Annotated in this window: 12 protein-coding genes; 10 read left to right on the forward strand and 2 right to left on the reverse strand. The window is 52.2% G+C overall.

What is annotated here, in order from left to right:
- Positions 1-42 precede the first annotated feature (42 nt).
- From ACS5NO_RS08245 to ACS5NO_RS08270, 6 genes are all read left to right on the forward strand, one after another.
- A complete protein-coding gene (locus ACS5NO_RS08245) occupies positions 43-618 on the forward strand; it encodes an RNA polymerase sigma factor (RefSeq protein ID WP_439414696.1) in 576 nt (191 codons plus the stop codon).
- Positions 599-1,963: an outer membrane beta-barrel protein gene (locus tag ACS5NO_RS08250; protein ID WP_439414697.1), complete on the forward strand. Its 1,365-nt coding sequence runs from the start codon at positions 599-601 to the stop codon at positions 1,961-1,963. Before ACS5NO_RS08245 ends, ACS5NO_RS08250 begins: the two co-directional genes overlap by 20 nt.
- 185 nt (positions 1,964-2,148) lie before the next feature.
- Positions 2,149-3,318 carry a DUF4856 domain-containing protein gene (locus ACS5NO_RS08255; RefSeq protein WP_439414698.1) on the forward strand — a complete coding sequence of 390 codons (1,170 nt, stop codon included), beginning with the start codon at positions 2,149-2,151 and terminating at the stop codon, positions 3,316-3,318.
- Between the two features lie 106 nt (positions 3,319-3,424).
- Positions 3,425-4,585, forward strand: coding sequence for an imelysin family protein (locus tag ACS5NO_RS08260; protein WP_439414699.1), 1,161 nt, complete (start codon positions 3,425-3,427; stop codon positions 4,583-4,585).
- A complete protein-coding gene (locus tag ACS5NO_RS08265; protein WP_439414700.1) occupies positions 4,585-5,934 on the forward strand; it encodes an HTTM domain-containing protein in 1,350 nt (449 codons plus the stop codon). Before ACS5NO_RS08260 ends, ACS5NO_RS08265 begins: the two co-directional genes overlap by 1 nt.
- On the forward strand, positions 5,915-8,338 hold the full coding sequence (locus tag ACS5NO_RS08270; RefSeq protein WP_439414701.1) for a TonB-dependent receptor domain-containing protein: 2,424 nt from the start codon (positions 5,915-5,917) through the stop codon (positions 8,336-8,338). The genes ACS5NO_RS08265 and ACS5NO_RS08270 overlap by 20 nt, the downstream gene beginning before the upstream one ends.
- A gap of 155 nt (positions 8,339-8,493) precedes the next feature.
- On the opposite strand, the gene ACS5NO_RS08275 is transcribed toward ACS5NO_RS08270, so the two are convergent.
- Positions 8,494-9,924 carry a glycoside hydrolase family 125 protein gene (locus ACS5NO_RS08275; protein WP_439414702.1) on the reverse strand — a complete coding sequence of 477 codons (1,431 nt, stop codon included), beginning with the start codon at positions 9,922-9,924 and terminating at the stop codon, positions 8,494-8,496.
- Between the two features lie 311 nt (positions 9,925-10,235).
- On the opposite strand from ACS5NO_RS08275, the gene ACS5NO_RS08280 reads away from it, so the two are divergent.
- The 4 genes from ACS5NO_RS08280 (at position 10,236) to ACS5NO_RS08295 (ending at position 18,873) form a co-directional block, all read left to right on the forward strand.
- A complete protein-coding gene (locus ACS5NO_RS08280; protein WP_138994623.1) occupies positions 10,236-10,571 on the forward strand; it encodes a PadR family transcriptional regulator in 336 nt (111 codons plus the stop codon).
- A 125-nt stretch (positions 10,572-10,696) separates the two neighbouring features.
- Positions 10,697-13,375: an ABC transporter permease gene (locus ACS5NO_RS08285; protein ID WP_439414703.1), complete on the forward strand. Its 2,679-nt coding sequence runs from the start codon at positions 10,697-10,699 to the stop codon at positions 13,373-13,375.
- A 129-nt stretch (positions 13,376-13,504) separates the two neighbouring features.
- Entirely contained in the window at positions 13,505-16,129 is a 2,625-nt protein-coding gene (locus ACS5NO_RS08290) for an ABC transporter permease (protein WP_439414704.1), read from the forward strand.
- Positions 16,130-16,257: 128 nt separating this feature from the next.
- Complete coding sequence (locus ACS5NO_RS08295; RefSeq protein ID WP_439414705.1) at positions 16,258-18,873, forward strand: ABC transporter permease; 2,616 nt, start codon at positions 16,258-16,260, stop codon at positions 18,871-18,873.
- Between the two features lie 90 nt (positions 18,874-18,963).
- Here ACS5NO_RS08295 and ACS5NO_RS08300 read toward each other — a convergent pair whose 3' ends face one another.
- Entirely contained in the window at positions 18,964-21,360 is a 2,397-nt protein-coding gene (locus tag ACS5NO_RS08300; protein ID WP_439414706.1) for a mechanosensitive ion channel family protein, read from the reverse strand.
- Positions 21,361-21,433 lie beyond the last annotated feature (73 nt).

The raw sequence follows: 21,433 nt of genomic DNA on the forward strand, positions 1-21,433 counted from the left end.
CTTTGGGCTCACCGTTCTTTGTTATCGCCCGCAGCCGGTGATATGGCACCAGATTGTACTCCTTTTGAACGACAACTCATCGAAGGATGCCGAAAAGGCAGCCCGCAGCACCAGGAAATGTTTTACAAACATTTTTACGGGTTTACAATGGCCATTGCATTGCGATACCACCCGGCCCGGCAGGAAGCAGGCAGCGTGGTCAATGATAGTTTTATGAAAGTCTTCGACCGGATCGACCGGTATTCGTTTGACGAAACGTTCAAAGGCTGGCTGCGCCGGATCGTAGTCAACACCGCCCTCGATCACTACCGGAAACTGGCCAAACACGCCCACACCCTCGATCCGGAACAGGCCGACAGCCAGGCCGTGGCCCTCGAAGATTCGGTCATTAGCCAACTCACGGCGGAGGACATTCTGAACCTGCTCCAACACCTTCCCGATCACTACCGCATGGTTTTTAACTTATACGAAATCGAAGGCTATTCGCACGACGAAATTGCCCGACAACTCAATCTGTCGGTCAGCTCGTCGCGGGTTTACCTGGTTCGGGCGAAAGAAAAACTCGCCCGCTTGGTGAAAAATTATTTCCCGAATCACAATGAAAGATTCTATCCATAAACGGCTGACCGATCAGATCCGAAAGACGATGGGGCGGTATGAACCGGCTTACGAGCCTGGTTCGTGGGAGGAATTTCAGCGGCTCCGGCGCAAACGGCAGCAGCGGCAACCGCTGGTCTGGTTCCGGTATGCGCTGGCGGCCTGTCTGTTGCTCGGCGTTCTGGGCGTGCCGGTTTGGCTGTATGTCGGTCATCAGGATTCGGAATCCCTGGCAGACAATCAACCCAAAACCGTTTTTTCGGGAAAGAAAACTGCTCCGTCGCCGGTGGAGAAGCGTCGGGTAGAAGGAGCGGGGTTAATCTATCAAAAGACACCCGTTGAGCCTGATGGAAAACCGCTGCTTTCGCTTTCCACTCCTGGAGTCGTGCGCGACCCCGGTTTTGCCCCTAAAGTTGTTCTTGACCCCGGCCTTGCCCCTAAATCCCCTAAAGGGGACTTTCTGAATCCAGATTTTGCCGCGTCCAAGTCCCCTTTAGGGGATTTAGGGGCAAGGCCGGTGCCGCGCACGACTTTAGACGCAAGGCCAGAACCAATTGCCGTTCGCATTCGCCCCGACGAATCAATCAGCCAAACCGGCTCGTTTGAATTCATCACGCCACGATCTATACCGATCACCCAACGCCCGCTCCGGCCTTTGGGGCTTCCCTTGAGTCTATGGACTGACCAACCGGCGGTGGCAAAAATAGACCGGTCTAAAACGGGGCAAAAGCCCATTTGGGGGGTTAGTCTGGCCCCGCAGTCGGTATATGCTGCCGGAAGTTCGGCATCGCCAGCCGTGGGGGGCGGACTTTTTTCGGAAATTCCGATCAGCCGTCGGTTTAGCCTGTCGACCGGGTTGTCGATGGCGCAGCAAAAATTCGGAACCGCCGGGCCGGAAGTGTTCGTTGTTTCAACGATTCCCCAGTTGATTTCGACCAGCATTCGGCTTACGGCGGTCGATCTGCCGCTGAACATCCGGTTTCGGCCCAAAAAATCGACCGGTACGGGTTTCTACGTCGAAGCGGGCCTGTCGTCCGTTAGCTTTCTGAACGAACACTACGCTTATACCTACCAACAACAAAAAGAGGTGACGGTGGTGGTGATGGGAACCAACGGGCAGGAGCAAACGACGACGCAATTTGTGACGGCGCAGGAAACGATAAACCAGGCTATACCGGCTTTTCAGAAAATTTACTGGGGGCGAATCCTCAATCTGTCCATCGGCGTGGAGCGCCGGATCGGCACCCGGTTCCGCTTATCCGCCGAGCCGTATCTGAAATATCCAATCGGGCCGTTTACGCGGGAAAATCTGCTGCTTGGTTCGGGGGGCGTCAGTCTGCGGCTGGGTTTTCAGTCTGTCCGGTGATTGCAATTGACAGCGAATCTGGTTCTGGCACCATTTCTGACCGGAACCAGATTTTTTGCGTTTAGTATAAGACTCTTATTTTCAGCAGGTTAAAATCTTATTTAAAAACATTCTTACTAATAATCTTATAACCAGTCTAAATAGTATTTACATTTACGGCAGAATAACCTTTTATCGAATCCATCATGTTCAAATTAAATGTACTTGCCCGATACATTCCCATTGTGTTGGTAACCGCCAGTCTGATCGCCTGTAGCAAAGACGACGATGACAATGGCATCACACCGCCTGAGAACCTGCGTTCTGCTATCGACTATTCCAAATTAACGGACACTACGGCCTACGCCAACTTCTTTGCGGATAACAGCGGTGCCAAAACCGTTGATCTGACACCGGGCAGCACCCAGCTTTTGATGTTCCGCGCCATCAATACCTACAACGGCACGGCAGTAGGAACCGGCGCAACGCTGGATTCGACCGTATTGAAAAATATGTTTTCCAATACCGGCAACCCCTTTACCGATGCGGCTTTGAATACGTCCGGTGTTAACCTGCGGTCGATCTTTGCTTCGTCACTGCCGGCGGCTGATGCCGAAAAAGAGCGTAAAACGCTGGAAGCCGCTTTTGGACCGATTGCCACCGCCAGCAAATCCGTAACGGCCACCGCGTCGGAAGGCAAAGCGGGCAAGCTGGGAACGTATTTAGTCGACGGAAAAGGCATCGAATGGGCTCAGATTATCCAGAAATCAATGATTGGCGGCTTGCAGGTCGATTACATCAGCAACGTGCTGTTGAGCGACAAGAACCTGGCCCTGGACAATTCAAAAGTGGTAACCGGTAAAAAATACACCGAATTGGAGCACAACTGGGATCAAATTTTCGGCTTGCTAACGGCCAATCCGGTTTATGGCAGCAAAGCAACGGCTACGTCGTCCGGCGAAAGTTTCATCGGTTCGTACCTCTGGGAGTATAACAAAGAAGACTTCCCCAAAATCCACACGGCCTTGCTGAAAGGACGGGCGGCCATTGTCAACAACGACCCGACGACCTTGAAAGCGCAGGTCGCTATTCTGCGCCCGGCCCTGGAAAAAGCCCTGGCTGGTGCGGCTCTGGGTTATCTGGGGAAATGGAAAACGAACGCAACCAACGATGCGGCCCGCGCCCACGCCATTGGCGAAGGACTGGGATTCATTTACTCACTGCGTTACGCCAAAGTAAACGGGGCAGATGCGGCTTTCTCGGACACCATCCTGGCTGGATTGATCGGAGCTCCCAACGGTTTTTGGGGGCTGACCAACACCAAAATCGATGCAGCCGCTGCGGCCATCCGGACGAAGTTCAAGATCACGAATTAATGTAGCGTTTACGATTTTCGGTATACGGTTTACGGTGGCTGACGCGCGCTTTATACGCGTCAGCCACCGTAAACCGTATACCGAAAATCGTAAACCATTTTTAAGTATGGCACATCTCAGTTGGAAAACCGTCGGTTTTTTGTTTGCTTTTTTGGGGTTGGTCTGGGCTTGTTCGACCAGCAAGGATACGCCCGATCCGGACCCCGATCCGAATCCTACTACCCCCGTGGGCACCGACCGCAAGGCGATGCTGACGCACCTGGCGGATAACATCATTCTGCCGAGCTACGCCAATTTTAAGACCAAATTCGACCTGATGCGGACGAAGTCGGAGGCCTTTGCGGCCAAACCCGACCAAACCACATTGACGGAATTCCGGCAGGCCTGGGTCGATGCCTATACCGAATGGCAAAAAGTGGAACTGTTCGATGTCGGCCCGGCGGAATCGCAGACACTCCGGTATTTTTTTAACATCTATCCGGCCAACGTGACCGGTATTGAGGAGAATATCGTCTCGGGTTCGGCGGTGATGGACTTGCCAGCCGCGTATCCCAAACAGGGTTTCCCGGCTTTGGATTACCTCATCAATGGTCTTGCTGCCACCGACGATGCCATCCTGCTGCGGTATACGACGGCTGCGGATGCTGCCAAACGGATTGCTTACCTGAAGCGAATCACAACCCAGATGAACACGGTTTTTACCGCCGTTCTGACCGAGTGGACAACCGGTGGCTACCGGGACAAGTTTGTGAATTGTACCGGCATCGACGCGGGTTGCTCGACTTCGAAACTGGTCAATGGGTATGTGCTTCATTATGAGCGGTATATCCGTTCGGGAAAATTCGGAATTCCGACGGGCGTGATGGCCAGCGGTACTCCGGCTCCTGAAAAAGTGGAAGCGTTCTACAAAAAAGACCTGTCGCTGATTCTGGCCAAAACCGCCCACCAGGCTGCCATTGATTTTTTCAACGGGAAAGACGTAAAAACGGGGCAGGAGGGACCCGGTTTTAAAAGTTACCTCAACGCCCTCGGCGCCAAAGACAGCCAGACCGGCAAGTCGCTGGTGGAGGTGATCAGCGCACAGTTTGAATCGACCAACGCGAAACTGAACGCGCTCAAACCGAATCTGCACGACGAAATCAAGACCAACAACGCTGCGGTGGTGGCGGTTTACACCGAAATGCAGAAAGCCGTACGAATGCTGAAAGTGGACATGACGTCGGCCATGAGCATCACCATCACCTACGTGGATACGGACGGCGACTGATGGGCCGGTATTTTCGGACATACACCTCAGCGGCTCCTTTGGCCGTCTTCCGAATCGCCTTTGGTGTGATGATCCTGGGCAGCGTCGTTCGTTTCTGGTCGAAAGGCTGGATTGAAGAGCTTTACATCAAACCGGCTTTTTTCTTTCCGTATTACGGTTTTGAGTTCATCAAACCGCTCGGCGAATACACGTATCTGCTGTTTGCTGTCTGCGGTCTCAGCGCGCTGCTGGTGGCCCTTGGCTGGTTCTATCGGGTGGCTTCCATTCTGCTTTTTCTAAGCTTTACGTACATCGAACTGATGGACAAAAGTACCTACCTGAATCACTATTATTTTGTGAGTCTGGTAGCATTTCTGCTGATTTTCCTGCCCGCCAACGCCTATTTTTCGGTCGATGCCTACCAAAACCGTAGTGGTTCCTACGACCAGATTCCCCGCTGGACGATCGACAGTTTGCGGCTGCTGATGGGGATCGTTTACCTCTACGCCGGGCTGGCCAAACTGAACTCCGACTGGCTGCTGGAAGCGCTTCCGCTCCGGATCTGGTTGCCCGGTCGCAACGATTTACCGATCATCGGTTTTCTGTTCAATTACCGCGAGACGGCGTATGCGTTCAGTTGGCTTGGCGCGCTCTACGACCTGAGCATTCCGTTTTTGCTGCTCAACCGCGTTACGCGTCCGTTTGCCTATGTTGCCGTGGTGGTTTTTCACGTGCTGACCGTCATTCTGTTTCCGATCGGCATGTTTCCGTACATCATGATCGTAGCGGCTCTGATCTTTTTCTCCGCCGGTTTTCACCAACGCATCATTGCGGTTTTATGTCGTCTGCTGCGCCTGCCTGATAACCTTTTAGGGCGTCATAAGATATTGATTTATAGCGGGCTACAGTCCAAGAGGCTGTTATCCGTGCTGGCTCTGTTTTTCATCATCCAACTCCTTTTTCCCTTTCGGTATACGCTCTACCCCAACGAGTTATTCTGGTCGGAAGAAGGCTACCGGTTTTCGTGGCGGGTGATGCTGATGGAGAAAATGGGGCATGTGCAATTTAAAGTTGTGGACGAATCGGGGCGGCAGGCCGTCGTCAACAACCACGAATACCTGACGCCTTTGCAGGAGAAAATGATGGCGACGCAGCCGGATATGCTGGTTCAGTTTGCGCAGTATCTAAGGGACCAGTACACCCGGAGGGGTTTTCAAAACCCGAAAGTTTTTGCCGATACCTACGTCAGTCTGAATGGTCGGCTGGGCAAACCGTACATTGACCCGACGGTCAACCTGGCGCAGGAAACCGACTCGTTCCGGCCCAAAAAGTGGATTTTACCATTTGGAGATGAAATTAAAGGTTTATAGTAGCTGCATTTTTTTCTTTCTACTTTCTTATTCCTGTCTTGCCCAGCACACACTGCGGGGGCTGGTTCGGGAGAAAACGACGCATGTACCCGTCGATGGGGCCAGCGTGTATCTGAAAGGCTCGCGGAACATTTTTATGACCGATAGTCTGGGGCAGTTCATCATTCCCAACCTGAAAACCGGCACCTACCAACTCCAGTTTTTCTCCCTGAATCACAAACCGTTCAAAACCGAACTGACGGTTCGCTCGGATACGACGCTTGACATTTCGCTGGAAAGTTCTGAAAAAACGCTCCGGGAAGTGACCGTTACGGCTCAGCAGGGCAGTTTTGGCATGACCCGGCTGCGCGAAGTGGAAGGCACGGCCATTTTTGCCGCCAAAAAATCGGAAGTGATTTTGCCCGATAATCTGGTCGCCAATCTGGCCACCAACAATGCCCGGCAGGTGTATGCGCGGGTGGCCGGTCTGAACATCTGGGAAAACGACGGGGGCGGTTTGCAACTGAGCATCGGTGGACGGGGCCTTGACCCCAACCGGACGTCGAACTTCAACGTCCGGCAAAACGGCTACGACATCAGCGCCGATGCCCTGGGCTATCCCGAAAGCTATTACACCCCCCCAACGGAAGCCCTGAAACGCATCAAAATTGTGCGCGGGGCGGCTTCGTTGCAATACGGAACGCAGTTTGGCGGTTTGCTCAATTTCGAAATGCGCCAGCCCGTCACCGACCGAACCATTGAAGTGACGTCGCGGCAAACCGTGGGATCGTTCGGTTTTTTCAATTCATTCAACAGCGTGAGCGGCACGGCTAAAAAGCTGAGTTACTACGCCTTTTTTCAGTACAAACGGGCAGACGGCTGGCGACCCAATTCGCATTTCGACAGCAAAACCCTCTATGCCGATCTGCATTATCAGTTGACCGAAGAAGCCAAAATCGGCCTGGAAGTAACGCACATGGACTATCTGGCCCAGCAACCGGGCGGGTTGAGCGACGACATGTTTCGGGCCGATCCACGACAATCGAACCGCGAGCGAAACTGGTTTAAGGTGGACTGGAACCTGTTCAATGTGCATTACGACTGGAAAGTAAACCGCCGGTCGGACATCAACCTGATTGCTTTTGGCGTGGTGGCTTCCCGGTATTCGCTGGGTTTTCGGCCCAACCGGGTGGCAACGGTCGACAACGAAAGCTTTGAGCGGGATTTGATTGCGGGCGATTTCCGAAACTGGGGTTTTGAAGGGCGGTTTCTGAACCGGTATAAACTGGGCCAAAAAGACGGCGTTTTTCTGGTCGGAACCCGGTTCTACCACGGTTTCAACCACAGTCGGCAAGGTGTAGGGCCAACGGGCAAAAATGCGGATTTTACGTTCATCGAACCCGATCAACTCACGTCGTCCGACTACCGGTTTCCGAACCGGAACGTCTCGTTTTTTGCCGAAAATGTGCTTTTTCTCAATTCAAAAGTATCCATAACGCCCGGTCTGCGCTACGAACACATCCGCACCACCGCCGACGGTTTCTATGGCAACGTCGTCCGCGATCTGGCGGGCAACATCATCGATATTACCAAAACACAGGAGAAACGGATCAATCCGCGCGGTTTTCTGATTGCCGGTATTGGCCTGAGTTACAAGCCGTCGGCTCAGCTTGAAGCCTACGGGAACATCTCCCAGAATTACCGATCGATTACGTTCAGTGACATGCGGATCGCAAACCCGTCGGCGGTGATCGATCCCAATTTGCAGGATGAACGCGGTTTTTCGGCGGATGTGGGCGTGCGGGGTGAGAAAAACGAAGTGCTGAATTATGACCTGAGTCTGTTTGCGCTCAACTACGGAAACCGCATTGGCGAAGTGCAGTTTTACGACGAAAACGACCGTGTTCTGCGCAAACGGACCAACATCGGCCGGGCGTTGATCGTGGGGCTGGAGTCGTACGGCGAAGTGGAACTGCTGCGGCTGTTAAAAACCCAGTCCGATCGCTGGGGCTGGTCGGTTTTCGGCAATCTGGCCCTGATCCGTTCGCGGTATGTCAACAGCCAGATTCCGGGGGTAGAAGGCAATGAGGTCGAGTTTGTTCCCGCCGTCAATCTCAAATCGGGTATGCGCTGGGGCTATCGCAACCTCAAAGCGTCGTTCCAGTTTACGTACCTGACCGACCAGTTTTCCGACGCGACGAACGCCATCGATGGCGGTTTTTCGGGGGTTGTCGGACGCATACCGGCCTATCACATCATGGATTTTTCGCTGTCGTGGAATTACCGGTGGCTCAAACTGGAAGGCAGCGTCAACAACCTGACGAATGAATATTATTACACCCGACGGGCGACGGGCTATCCGGGTCCCGGCATTCTGCCATCCGACGGGCGGGCTTTCTTTTTGACTGTTGGCGTAAAATGGTAACCCGTTTTCGACTGCCTGGATATAAAAGCATGGCGACTAACCGAAAACCGGGTTGTTACACAGAGTTGATCAGAGGAAATCAAAGTTGATCAGAGTTTTTCTCTGATGACCTCCGGTTTTCTCTGATCAACTCTGTGTAACAATAGCCCGAGTCGTTACAGCGGTTTGTTCACCAACTGCGGCCGCTCGTTTACCACTTTCAGAATCAACTCACCGAACAGGGTGTTGGACCAGGCAAACCATTTGCGGGTGAACTTCGCCGGATCGTCTTTATCGAACGATTCGTGCATGAAACCGGTATTGGCGTGGGTCTTTTTCAACTGGCGGAGTTGCGCCAGAATTTCCTGATCGTCGGTGGAAGTAAGCGCCCGCATCGTGAGGCTCATGGGCCAGATGTTGTTCACCAGCGTGTGCGGACTGCCGATGCCTTCGGCGGCTTTTCCCCGGAAATAATACGGATTGTCGGCGCTGAGCGAAAACCGGCGGGTGTTTTTATAGATGGGATCGCTGGCCGAAACCGCTCCCAAATACGGTAATGAAATCAGATTGGGCACATTGGCGTCGTCCTGCAACAAATGATTGCCGAATCCGTCGACTTCCAGGGCGTATAGTTTGCCGTATTTCGGATGCGTATACACCGCGTATTGTTTCAACGCTTTTTCCACTTCGTCGGCCAGCGCGCGGCATTCGTTCGCAAAAGCTGCATCGGGCCGGATCTTATCGGTCATCGTGGCCACCTGCCGGAGCGATACCACCGCAAACCAGTTGGACGGCACCAGAAACGGGAAAACCGTGGCGTCGTCGGAGGGGCGGAAAATGCTGTGGATTAACCCAATAGGGCGCGTCGGGTTGCCGTAGCCGTTACCCGGAACGGTATCCGTCGACCACGACGTTTCGCGGCCAAATTTGTAGGGACCCGGTCCGGTTTTACGTTGCTGTTCGCGGCAGGTTTTCACGACCAGTCGCATGGCGTCGGCCCAGTCGGCGTCGAAGGGGCTGGTGTCGTTGGTAGTTTGCCAGTAGTGATACGCCAGCCGGATGGCGTAGCAAAGGGAGTCGAGTTCCCACTTCCGCTCGTGCAAACCCGGTTTCATGGCCGTAATGTCCTTCTTCCATTCACCTTCCTTTTTCGGGTCGGAATAGAACGCGTTGGCGTACGGGTCGAGTTTGATGCACTGCGTTTGCCGCCGGATCACGCCCGCCACCAGCTTCCTCAGGGGTTCATCTTCTTTCGTCAACGGCAAATACGGCCATACCTGGGCGGTGCTGTCGCGCAGCCACATGGCGTCAATGTCGCCCGTGATCACGAACGTATCGGGTTTGCCGCCAGCCTCACTGAACTGGACGGTGGTGTCGAGCGTGTTGGGAAAGCAATTTTCAAAAAGCCAGGCCAGTTCGGGATCTTTGACGGTTTTCTTCACGCGTTCAATCGCCCGTTCGACGGCGGCACTGGTGAAGTTGCGTTTGTCGGCGGCCACCCGAACCACCGGGAAAGCGGGTTCGCGGGTTGCAAAAACCGGCTGAACACCCAGCAGGATACCGGCACTGGCTCCGGCTGATTGTTGAATAAAATGACGACGATTCATACTCGGTTGGCTGGTGATGGGAACGCTGATTGAACGGATCAAAACAGATTCAATCCGTTTAATCTGTCAAATCCGCGTTCCTATTACCAAAAGTAGGAAATAAATGGCTTTCGAACGGGCCTTTTTCCAGCCGCCACCAAACTGTCCAGATGCGTACAGACATTGTCCAAAAACGGACAGAACGATTAGTTTCCGGTTTTAAAAACATATGTCTATTTGCCGGAAATGCATTTTTTTTGGTTTGGCAAAGGATTTGATATACGGAAATAGAAGAAATCAATCAGACTCTTAACCCAACTGGTTTTTGGCTCATGCGACGCAGTGATCTAGGCGAATTTGAAGAAGTGGTTTTACTGGCCGTGGCCGTGCTGGTGCCAAAAGCGTATTCCGTGATGATTGCGGAAGAGCTGGAACGGGAAACCGGCCAGACCGTCAGTACCGGAGCGGTTCACGCGGCTCTCCAACGGCTGGAGCAGAAAGGCTACGTAACCTCGGTGCTGGGCGAAGCAACGGCGGAGCGCGGGGGACGCCGGAAGCGGCTGTTCACCGTTTCGGCGCTGGGCGGCCGGGTACTGACGGAAGTCCGCTCGGTCCGAAACCGCCTTTGGGATCGCATTGTACCGCCAACGTTGCTGGAGTGGAGCTAGTCAATGAATAAATGAATAGGGAATAATGAATATCGAATAATGAATATTGAATAACGGAATAGTCGGCACGGAGCACTTCATTATTCAGTGTTCGCTATTCATTATTCGATATTAAAAACATTAAAATGAAACCCTCCCCAAAACCGCCCTCCTGGCCGGACAGGCTCCTCACCTGGCTCATCGCTCCCCACCTGCGCGAGGAGGTGCTGGGCGATCTGCACGAGCGGTATCAGTTGCGGGTGGAGCGGCTGGGTGAAGCCAAGGCCCAGCGACGGTATTGGCGGGATCTTCTGGCCTATGTGCGGCTTTCGATGATCAAACGACAATCTTCTGACTACCCAACCCCTTTTTTTCTAACGCCCGGTATGCTACGCAATTATGTAAAAATCGCCTTTCGCAATCTGGTCAAGAATCCGGTTTTTTCCGCCATTAACGTGATTGGCCTGGCGCTGGGCATGATCTGCTGCCTGTTTATTTTTCTTTGGGTGCAGGATGAAGAGAGCGTCGATACTTTTCATGCGAACGGCAAAAACCTGTATACGGCCTATCAGACCTTTTCAAGCCCTGGGAAGGTGGATGGAAAATACGGAACGCCCATGCGGGTGGTGAACCAGCGCGCGGTTTTTTTACTGGAGGATGTGAAATCCGCGGTTCCCGAAGTGCAAAACACCGTCTTTTATGCTACGGGGTATGAACTGCCGTGGGGGCATCCCGAAACGTTTCAGACGGGGGAAAAGAAATTCAAACTGGAGGGTTCCCGCGCGAGCCGGGATTTCTTTAAAATGTTCAGCTATCCATTGATTGCGGGTCATGCGGAAACGGCCCTGAACGACATCGGCGGTATGGCTATTTCCCGAAAAATGGCCGAGCTGTTTTTTGGCAGTCCCCAGAATGCGCTGGGTAAAAGTCTCCGGTATGAGAACAAACTGGATTTCAGGGTAACGGCAGTTTTTGAAAATTTGCCGGTACAAAGCTCGCTGAAATTCGATTTTCTGCTTACCTGGGAAGCCCAAAAAAGTAAACTGGAATGGGCTTCCAACGACTTCCGGACGTATGTGCAACTGGCGGAAACGGCGGACCTCAAAACCGTCGAAATGAAAATCAACCGATTTTTGCAACCCCGGCTGGCCAAGAATACCGGCGTTAAAACCCAAATCGGGCTTCAGCCGTTTGGTGAACACTACCTGCACGGCAATTTTGTGAATGGAAAACCCGATGGCGGACGCATCGAATACGTCCGGATTTTTAGTGGTGTCGCCCTATTTATCTTACTCATTGCCTGTATCAATTTCATGAATCTGGCCACGGCCCGCTCCGTCAAACGGGCCAAAGAAGTGGGCGTTCGGAAAGTGTTAGGCTCAACACGCGGCCACCTGATCGGGCAATTTTTTGGCGAAGCGTTGCTGCTCGCGTTTCTGGCCATGCTGGTTACGTTGTTGCTGGTAACGCTTTTCATGCCCATCTTTAATGCGTTCACAGGCAAACAGATTGCCTCACCCCTCACCCAACCTTCCTTCTGGGTTTCGCTGCTCGGCCTGACGGTATTCACCGGTCTGATTGCGGGGAGTTACCCGGCGCTCTTTCTGTCTTCGCTACAACCGGTTCGCATTCTGAAAGGGGTTTTGCGGTTTACGCAAAGCGCCATCTGGTTTCGGCAGGGATTGACGGTTTTTCAGTTCGGACTGGCTATTATTCTCCTGGTGGCCACCATCGTCGTATCCCGGCAGACCAGCTACGTACAGAAGACGCACCTGGGATATGATCGCGAAAACCTGCTGTACGTCCGGATTGAAGGTGAACTGATGACACAGCGCAACTATCTATTATTCAAAGAACAGGTCTCCAGAATGCCGGGGATTGCGCTGGTCGACCGCAGCAGCGAAGCTCCGCACGTCATGGGATTTGTGGTGGATGCCAACGACGGCGCGGCCAACACCAGCAAGGATGCGATCAATTGGGAAGGCAAGGAAAAGAATGTTTCCGTGGGCTTCAAACCCACCTCGGTCGGCTTCGATTTTGTGAAGCTCATGAACCTGAAAGTGGCCGAAGGGCGCGATTTCTCCCGAGCCAACGCGACCGATTCGACCGATGCCTTCTTGGTGAATGAAGAAGCGGTGAAGCAGATGGGTCTGAAAAAGCCCATCGGGAAATGGATCTCCGCCTGGCAAAAAAAGGGGCATATCATTGGTATCCTCAAGGACTATCACACGCACTCGCTGCACGAACCCATCAAACCGTTGGTGATGGATGTGAAGGAATACGAGTATTTCGGGGTGATCCTCGTGCGCACCGAAGCCGGCAAGACCAAGGAAGCACTGGCCAGTTTGGGAAAAGTGTATAAAGAACTGAATCCAAACTACCCCTTTGCGTATCAATTCATCGATCAGGAATACGAAAAACTGTACCGCAGCGAAGAGGTGATGGCGAAGCTTTCCAATGTATTCGCGGTTCTGGCGATTCTGATTTCCTGTCTCGGTTTGTTGGGTCTGGTCATGTTTTCCACCGAGCAGCGCACCAAAGAAATCGGGATTCGGAAAGTGTTGGGCGCTTCGGTAAGCCAGATCATCATGCTCTTTTCCCGTGATTTTCTTCGACTGGTCTGGATTGCCATTCTGATTGCCTCGCCCATCGCCTGGTATGCCATGAATCAGTGGCTACAAAGTTTTGCTTATAAGATTGATATCGCGTGGTGGATTTTTGCCGCATCGGGTTTTGGCGCGCTGGCCGTTACGCTGCTGACGGTGAGTTTTCAAAGCATCAAAGCCGCCTTGATGAATCCGGTGAAAAGTCTGCGGAGTGAGTGAAAATGAGGGGAATAATAAATGCAAAATGCTAAATAATAAATGTAAAAGTATGACCAGGGAAGCACGTTGAAAGCGTGCGGAGCCACTTTAATATTTAACATTCATCATTTATTATTTGAAATTCATTGTATGAAAACCCCAAAACCGCCCTCCTGGCCTGACCGACTGCTTTCGTGGCTGGTGGCTCCCCACCTGCGCGAGGAGGTGCTGGGCGACCTGCACGAACGGTTTCACCGGCGGGTGGAGCGGCTGGGCGAAGCCCAAGCCCGGCGACGCTACTGGCGGGAAGTGCTGGCGTATCTGCGGCTGTCAAACCTGAAACGAAAACCATCGGCGTATTCTTCACCTTTCTTTCTGAGTCCTGTCATGCTACGAAATTATTTCAAAATCGCGCAACGAAACCTGCTGAAACACAAGGGCTATTCGCTCATCAACATCGGCGGGCTGGCCACGGGCATGGCGGTGGCGATGCTCATTGGCTTGTGGATTTACGACGAGTTGTCCTTTAACAAATACCACCAAAAGTACGACCGCATTGCCAAGGTGATGCAAAGTGCGGTCGTGAACGGAGAGTTTGGGGCCGGAGAGTACATGCCCATTCCGTTGGGAAATGAACTTCGTACCGCGTATGCCGATGATTTTACATCCGTTGTGTTGTCTTCCTGGACCCGCGAGCATATCCTGGCCTATGGCGATACGAAATTGACGAAAACGGGGAATTTCATGAGCCCGGAAGCGCCCGATCTGTTGACCCTGAAGATGCTCAAAGGGACGCGGGAAGGACTGCGAGATCCGTCCTCCATTCTCCTGTCTCAATCCGTTTCTGAAGTGCTTTTTGGCGATGCCGACCCGCTGGGCAAAGTCGTGAAGATCGATAATAAGCTGAACGTCAAGGTAACCGGTATTTACGAGGATTTACCGCACAACACCGCGTTTCGGGACATGACATTTATGGCACCCTGGGATTTGTACGTTTCGTCGGAGTCCTGGGTGAAGCAGGCGCAGGACAACGCCGACTGGGGGAACAACTCCTGGCAAATTCTGGCTCAGCTTGCAGCGAAATCTGATTTTGAAGCTGTTACGGCAAAAATTAAAAATCTAAGGCTAAAACATGTTCCAGAAACGGCTTATGCGAAGCCGGAAATTTTTTTGCACCCGATGAGCCGCTGGCATTTGTATACGGGCTGGGACAAATCCGGTAATGTAGAGGGCCGGATTCAGTACGTCTGGATGTTCGGCATCATCGGCGCATTTGTGCTCTTTCTGGCCTGCATCAACTTTATGAACCTCTCGACGGCTCGGTCGGAAAAGCGGGCGAAAGAGGTGGGAATCCGCAAAGCTATTGGCTCCCTCCGAAGCCAGTTGATCAGCCAGTTCTTCAGCGAATCCCTGCTGGTGGTGGCGATTGCGTTTGTGATCTCGTTGCTGCTGGTGCAGCTCATGTTGCCATTCTTCAACGAGGTGGCCGATAAAAACATTGCGATTCTGTGGGCCAATCCCATTTTCTGGCTATCCGGGATCGGTTTCAGCTTTCTGACCGGCATCCTGGCGGGTAGTTATCCGGCGCTTTACCTATCGTCGTTCCGCCCCATAAACGTGCTGAAGGGGACTTTTCGGGTAAGCCGGTTTGCTTCCATTCCCCGGAAGGTGCTGGTTGTCGTCCAGTTCACGGTTTCCGTCACGCTGATCATCGGTACGATCATTGTTTTTCGCCAGATCCAGTACGCGAAAAACCGTCCGATCGGGTATGACCGCAGTGGCCTGATTACGATTACCATGAATACACCGGAACTGTACGGACGTTACAATGCCTTGCGCAGCGAACTCCTGCAAACGGGGGCGGTCATGGAGATGTCGACCGCTTCGACCCCGGTAACGAATTTGAATTCACGGCTGATCGGGTTTGACTGGGAAGGCAAAGATCCCAATTTTAAGGAGCAATTTGGGACGGTTGCCGTGACCCATGATTTTGGGAAAACCGTCGGTTGGCAATTCATCGAAGGGCGCGACTTTTCCCGCGACTTTTCAACGGATTCGTCGGGCATGGTACTGAACGAAACCGCCATCCGGTACATGGGCCTGAAAGATCCGGTGGGGAAAACGGTCAAATGGAATGGAAAACCGCATCAGATTATCGGCGTTGTCAAAGATCTGGTGATGGGCTCTCCTTTCGAACCCGTTTATCAGACGGTTTTCCTGTTGAGTTATGAGTGGGCCAGTGTGATCAATATCCGGTTAAACCCCAACCAGAGCGCCAGTGAATCGCTGGCTAAGATCGAAACCGTCTTTCGCCAGTTCAACCCCGGTAGTCCGTTCGATTATAAGTTCTCGGATCAGCAGTATGCCCTGAAATTTGCCACCGAAGAACGGATCGGCCGACTGGCATCGGTGTTTGCTGTTTTGGCCATTTTCATCAGTTGCTTGGGCTTGTTCGGGCTGGCGTCGTTCGTCGCCGAGCAGCGCACCAAAGAAATCGGTGTCCGCAAAGTGCTGGGTGCTTCGGTCTTCAACCTCTGGCAGTTATTGTCGAAAGACTTTGTCATTCTGGTTGTTATCGCTTTCGGCATTGCCACCCCCATTGCCTGGTATTTCCTGCACAACTGGCTGCAAAAATACGACTACCGCACGGAAATCTCCTGGTGGATTTTTGCGGTTTCGGGCGCGGGAGCGTTGGTCATTACGCTGCTGACGGTGAGTTTTCAAAGCATCAAAGCCGCCTTGATGAATCCGGTGAAGTCACTTCGTTCGGAATGAAAATAAGGGAATAATAAAGGTAAAATGCTAAATGCTAAATGTAAAAGTATGACGAAGGAAGCACTTGAAAGCGCACGCAGCCACTTTATCATTTAATATTTATTATTCATCATTTGATATTAAACCATATGAATCGAAAACCGTGTCCGCCCCGCTGGCTTGATAGGCTTCTGACCTGGTTCATCGCTCCGCACCTGCGCGAGGAGGTGATGGGGGACATGCACGAACGGTTTCATCTTCGCGCGGAACGATTGGGCGAAAGCGAGGCCCGGCAGCAGTATTGGCGGGAGGTGCTGGCGTACCTGCGGCTATCCAACCTGAAACGTAAACCATCTGAGTATCCGAATCCAACCCCAATTGCCATGCTATCCAACCATTTCAAAATTGCTTTCCGCAACCTGATGGGCGGGAAAAGTTTCTCCATCATCAACATCGGCGGATTGGCAGTAGGCATGGCCGGAGCCGCCCTGATTGCTTTGTGGCTCCAGAACGAGATTAGTTTTGACAAATTCCATGAACACAAGGACCGGCTTTATCAGGTCTATGGCCTGACCGGTAACGTGGGTGGAGAACCGGTTGCGATACCGGTTACCTCGCAACCGCTGGCTCCGACCTTGCAACAGAATTATCCGGAAGTGGAAGCCGTTACGCGGGTAAAAGACGTCGACCAGTTTCTGATCCGGGTCGATGACAACCGATTCACCGGTATTCCGGGGGCGTTTGCGGACCCTTCTTTCCTGCAACTGTTCAGCTTTCCGTTGGTGGAAGGGTCTAAAAACGAGCAGCTCACCACGATTTCGTCCATTGTCATTACCGAAAAACTCGCCCGGAAACTGTTCGGTACCACCGACGTCCTGCATAAAACCATCCGGCTCGATTCTGTCGATCATTTCGTGGTCACCGGTGTTTTAAAGGATTTACCACCAAATACGCGTTTTACGTTTGAATACCTGTTGCCGTGGGATTATCTGAAAAAACTGGGAAGCGGCTGGAGCAACGAGAGCTGGCTCAGCAACAACACGCCAACGTATGTCTTGCTGAAACCGAATACAAACCCTGCCGCCTTCACGGCGAAAATCAAAGACCTGACGCAGCGGTATTCGGGGCGCCGGGATGTCTGGACGCATTTTCTTTTTCCGCTGAACCAGTGGCATTTGTATGCTGAATTTGAAAACGGAAAACCGGTGGGGGGGCGCATCGAAACCGTCCGCGTGTTTGGGCTGATTGCCGCCTTTATTTTGCTGATTGCCTGCATCAACTTCATGAACCTGAGCACGGCCCGAAGCGAAAAACGGGCAAAAGAAATTGGCGTTCGGAAAGTGGCCGGGGCCGGGCGCGGGTCGCTGATCGGGCAGTTTATTACCGAAGCCTTTCTCACCGCCTGTCTGGCCGGGGCTGTTGCCCTGTTGCTGGTTATGCTGGCCTTGCCGTCGTTCGATATGCTCATCGGCACGCAGCTTTCGATTCCCTACCAGCAGTATTCGTTCTGGCTCTGGACTTTTGGCTTTGTGGTTATCACCAGTTTGCTGGCGGGCAGTTATCCGGCTTTTTACCTTTCCTCCTTTCAACCGATCGGCATTTTTACGAAGCAATTCAAAAAAAGCCAGTTGGGTCTGTCGCCCCGGAAAGTGCTGGTGGTGCTCCAGTTTACCTTTGCCATTGTGCTTGTTATCGCCACAATGATCGTTCGCGACCAGATCATTTACGGCCAGGAACGGGACAAAGGCTACGCGAATACCGATTTGATTCACGTCAATTTTGTCGGTGACATTGAGAAAAATTACGCGCCGATCAAACAGGAACTGCTTCGTTCGGGGGCTGCGGTTTCTGTCACGAAAACCATGACGGACCTGACGAACGACGGCTGGCGGAGCTGGGGGCTTCGGTGGCCGGGCGAAAATCCGAAAGATACCAACACCGCCATCACGATCTTCAGTTCGGATGCCGATCTGGTCAGAACGGCGGGCATGACGTTGGTCGAGGGGCGGGATATCGATAGTTACCAGTACCCGGCGGATAGCTTCTCCGTGGTGCTGAACGAAACCGCTGTCAAGCTGATGGGCTTTAAAAATCCGATCGGGCAGACGCTTTCAAACCGGGACCAAAAGCGAAGCTGGCGGGTTGTGGGCGTGGTCAGGGATTACATTGTGGGGTCGCCGTATAACCCCATCCCGCCAGTGGTTATTCAGGGGCCGGGGGCCTGGTTCAATACCATGCACATCAAATTTAACCCCGCAAATTCGACGGCGGAAAATCTGGCAAAAGCCGAAGACGCCTTCAAAAAATACAACCCGGCCTATCCCTTCGATTATCAGTTCGTTGATCAGGAATATGCGCAGAAATTCGAAAATGAACAGCGTACCAAGACCTTAGCGGGCCTTTTTGCGGCCCTGGCCATTTTCATTTCCTGTCTCGGTTTATTCGGATTAACCTCTTTCACGGTCGAGCAATCCCGGAAAGAAATCGGCATCCGGAAGGTGTTGGGAGCCACGGTGAGCCAGATCGTTACGTTCTTATCCAGAGACTTTCTGAAACTGGTTTTGATGGCCTTTCTGATTGCCACTCCGATTACTTGGTACGTCATGAGCCAGTGGCTTCAGGATTACGCCTACCGCATCCGCATTTCGGGATGGATTTTTGCCGCAGCCGGTCTGCTGGCGTTGGTCATTGCCTTGCTGACCGTCAGTTTTCATACGGTGAAAGCGGCTTTGATGAATCCGGTGAAGAGTTTACGGAGCGAGTAAACTGAACTCCATCGCCCCGATTTGGGCGGAAGCAGATTTTTTTGATAGGAACGCGGATTGAACGGATTTCAATCCGCGTTCCTGTCAACGTTACATCATTTTAATCCCCGCTTCTTTAAACCGCCGGTACAGATTCAACAAAATTTCACTCCGAAACTGATCTTCTTTGTTGACCGAATTGATCCAGACCCGCACTTTTAACTCGATGGTATCGTTCGTGATCGTGGACAACAGAATTTCGGGTTGCTGGCGTTTAACGGCGTTCGGATGTTTCGTTATCTCTTCTTTAATCAATGCTTTCAGTGTGCTTAACTCGTGTTCCGCATCGGCTTTAATCGTCAGCTCGATTCGTTTGGCTTTGTGATTGATCGTCCAGTTGATGACCTGCCCCGACAGCAGATCGCCGTTGGGAATGATCACTTCCGAACCTTCCGTTGTGAGCAGTCGGCTGGAGCGAATTCCGATGGTTTTCACGCGCCCTTTTTTGTTGGTAATCTCAATAAAATCACCGATCTGAAACGGTTTATCGAAGATCAGAATGATACCGGAAACCAGGTTGTTGACAATGTTCTGAAGCCCTAGCCCAATCCCGACGCCCAGCGCACCGACGATCACCGTAACTTTGTCCAGCCCAATGCCGGAAGCCAGAATGGCGAAAAGAAAACCGCCGATGAGCATAAAAAGCCGGATCATCACCAGCCGCGAATCGGCATTGCTGATGCTTCCACCGATTTCGTCGTCGGTTTCCCCGAAAAAATAACCGATGTACTTCCGCAGCGCACCGGAAAGGTAAAGCACCAGGAAAAACAGCACAATGTTTCCCCACGTAAAGCTCGTGCTGCCGATGCTTCGTTCCGTTCCTAAAAAATGGGCAAGGTGCTGATAAACTGCATTGTAGATGTAAAGGTTATTGGTGAAAATAATCAGCCAGGCGACCACGGCAAGGGCGCTCATCATCCGGTGCAAGCCGATTTCCAGTTTGGCGTAATTAAACCGGGCGGCAATGCCTTCGGTGAGTTTTCCACTCACAACCTGAAGCGCAAAGGCTTCGTTGATAATCTGAATCAGCGTGAAAAGTCCAACGGCCTGCGTCAGTCCGTAAATAGCCGCCGTCGAGAAGATTTTCGCCAGACTCATCCGGCCAAAAATATTGCAGAAGACCGCCAGCACGTTCAGGATAATATACAAAATAGAAACCTGTTTGATAAAACCGGTGAGCGACAGCGTTTTGCGGATTCGGAACAGAAACAGAAACCCAAAAACGACCGATATGGCGTTGAGAATCAGAAGCCAAAGCCGGAAGGTGATGCCCGGATCGATGATCGACGTCCGGGTGATGATGACCAGAATATACAGCGCAACGATGCCCAGCCAGTTGAGGAAAAGCTGCCGGGGCCAGCTTCGGAAAAACAAGCCGGTAAGCGCCAATAAAAGAATAAACTGTGTCAGTTCGACGTAAACCGCCGGGGGACGAAGATCAAAAAAAGGAGCTAAATTAAAGACGACAACCAGTACCGGAAAAATGGGAATGGCGCGGAGGTATTTAATTTTTAACTCCTTCTTAACTTCCTGCTGTTTTCCGTGGCGTTTAATGATGGCAAAACTCCGGAATACCCAGGCAAAAAAGGCCGCGCCGATCAGCAGCATGTAGAGCCCATTGCCCGCACTTCGATCAAAATAATACGCCAGCATATCCCGCTGTCCTTCGTAGGAACGCTTGATCAAATTATCCAGGTGATCGTCGGAACCTTCGCTTTTGGGAATGGCCCAGATAAAATCGGTTTCCTTGCCGGTAATTTTGACGTTAAACTCCCGAATGCGTTCATTAACGATATTGGTTAATTCGGCGGTTTCGAAAAAACCATCGGAAACGGCCGCCTGAAGTTTATTGATGCGGGTCAGGTTTTTATTGGTCGATTCACTCGCGTCGATCCACTGTTGCCGTAATTCTTTCAGCGAGTTAAAATACAAAGCCCGGTACGAACTGTCGGCGGGGAGAACCAGCACCGAATCCCGCGCCAGCGAAATCAACTGCCCGTTCATGCCCGACAACTGTTTTTCATGCCCGGAAAGCGTTTCCCGCCAGACTTTGAGCTGCGTTCGCATATCCTCAAGCAGCACCTGAAACATGAGCATGTTTTTCATATCATGCACCTTTTGGTACAGCGCCAGATTGGTCCGAATCGTTTTGATGTACGACTGAACTTCCGGCAGGTTGTTCTCGATTTGCCAGGTGCTGAATCCTCGCCGGGTGCGGTTGTTGATGTCGTTCAGGGCCGTATGCCCTTTTTCAAGCCGGGCAATGATGCTATCGACCGGAATACCGGGTTGCGGAATAATCGGTAAACTATCCACCGGACTGCCTCCGGCGGTTTTTTGGGCGTACAGGGTGGATGATGCTACTAGAAAAAAGGCTACCAGGATACTGAAAATCAGTCGATTTTTGATGTTTCGTTGGTTTGTTGAATGGAGTTTGTTCCCAATCATTCTGCTACCGGTTTTATTCAAATCAAGCTCCTCATTCGTTTTGTCACTCTAGATGAATACTACCGAAATTCGA

The organism is Larkinella fluvii, from assembly GCF_051857545.1.
GTDB lineage: Bacteria > Bacteroidota > Bacteroidia > Cytophagales > Spirosomataceae > Larkinella.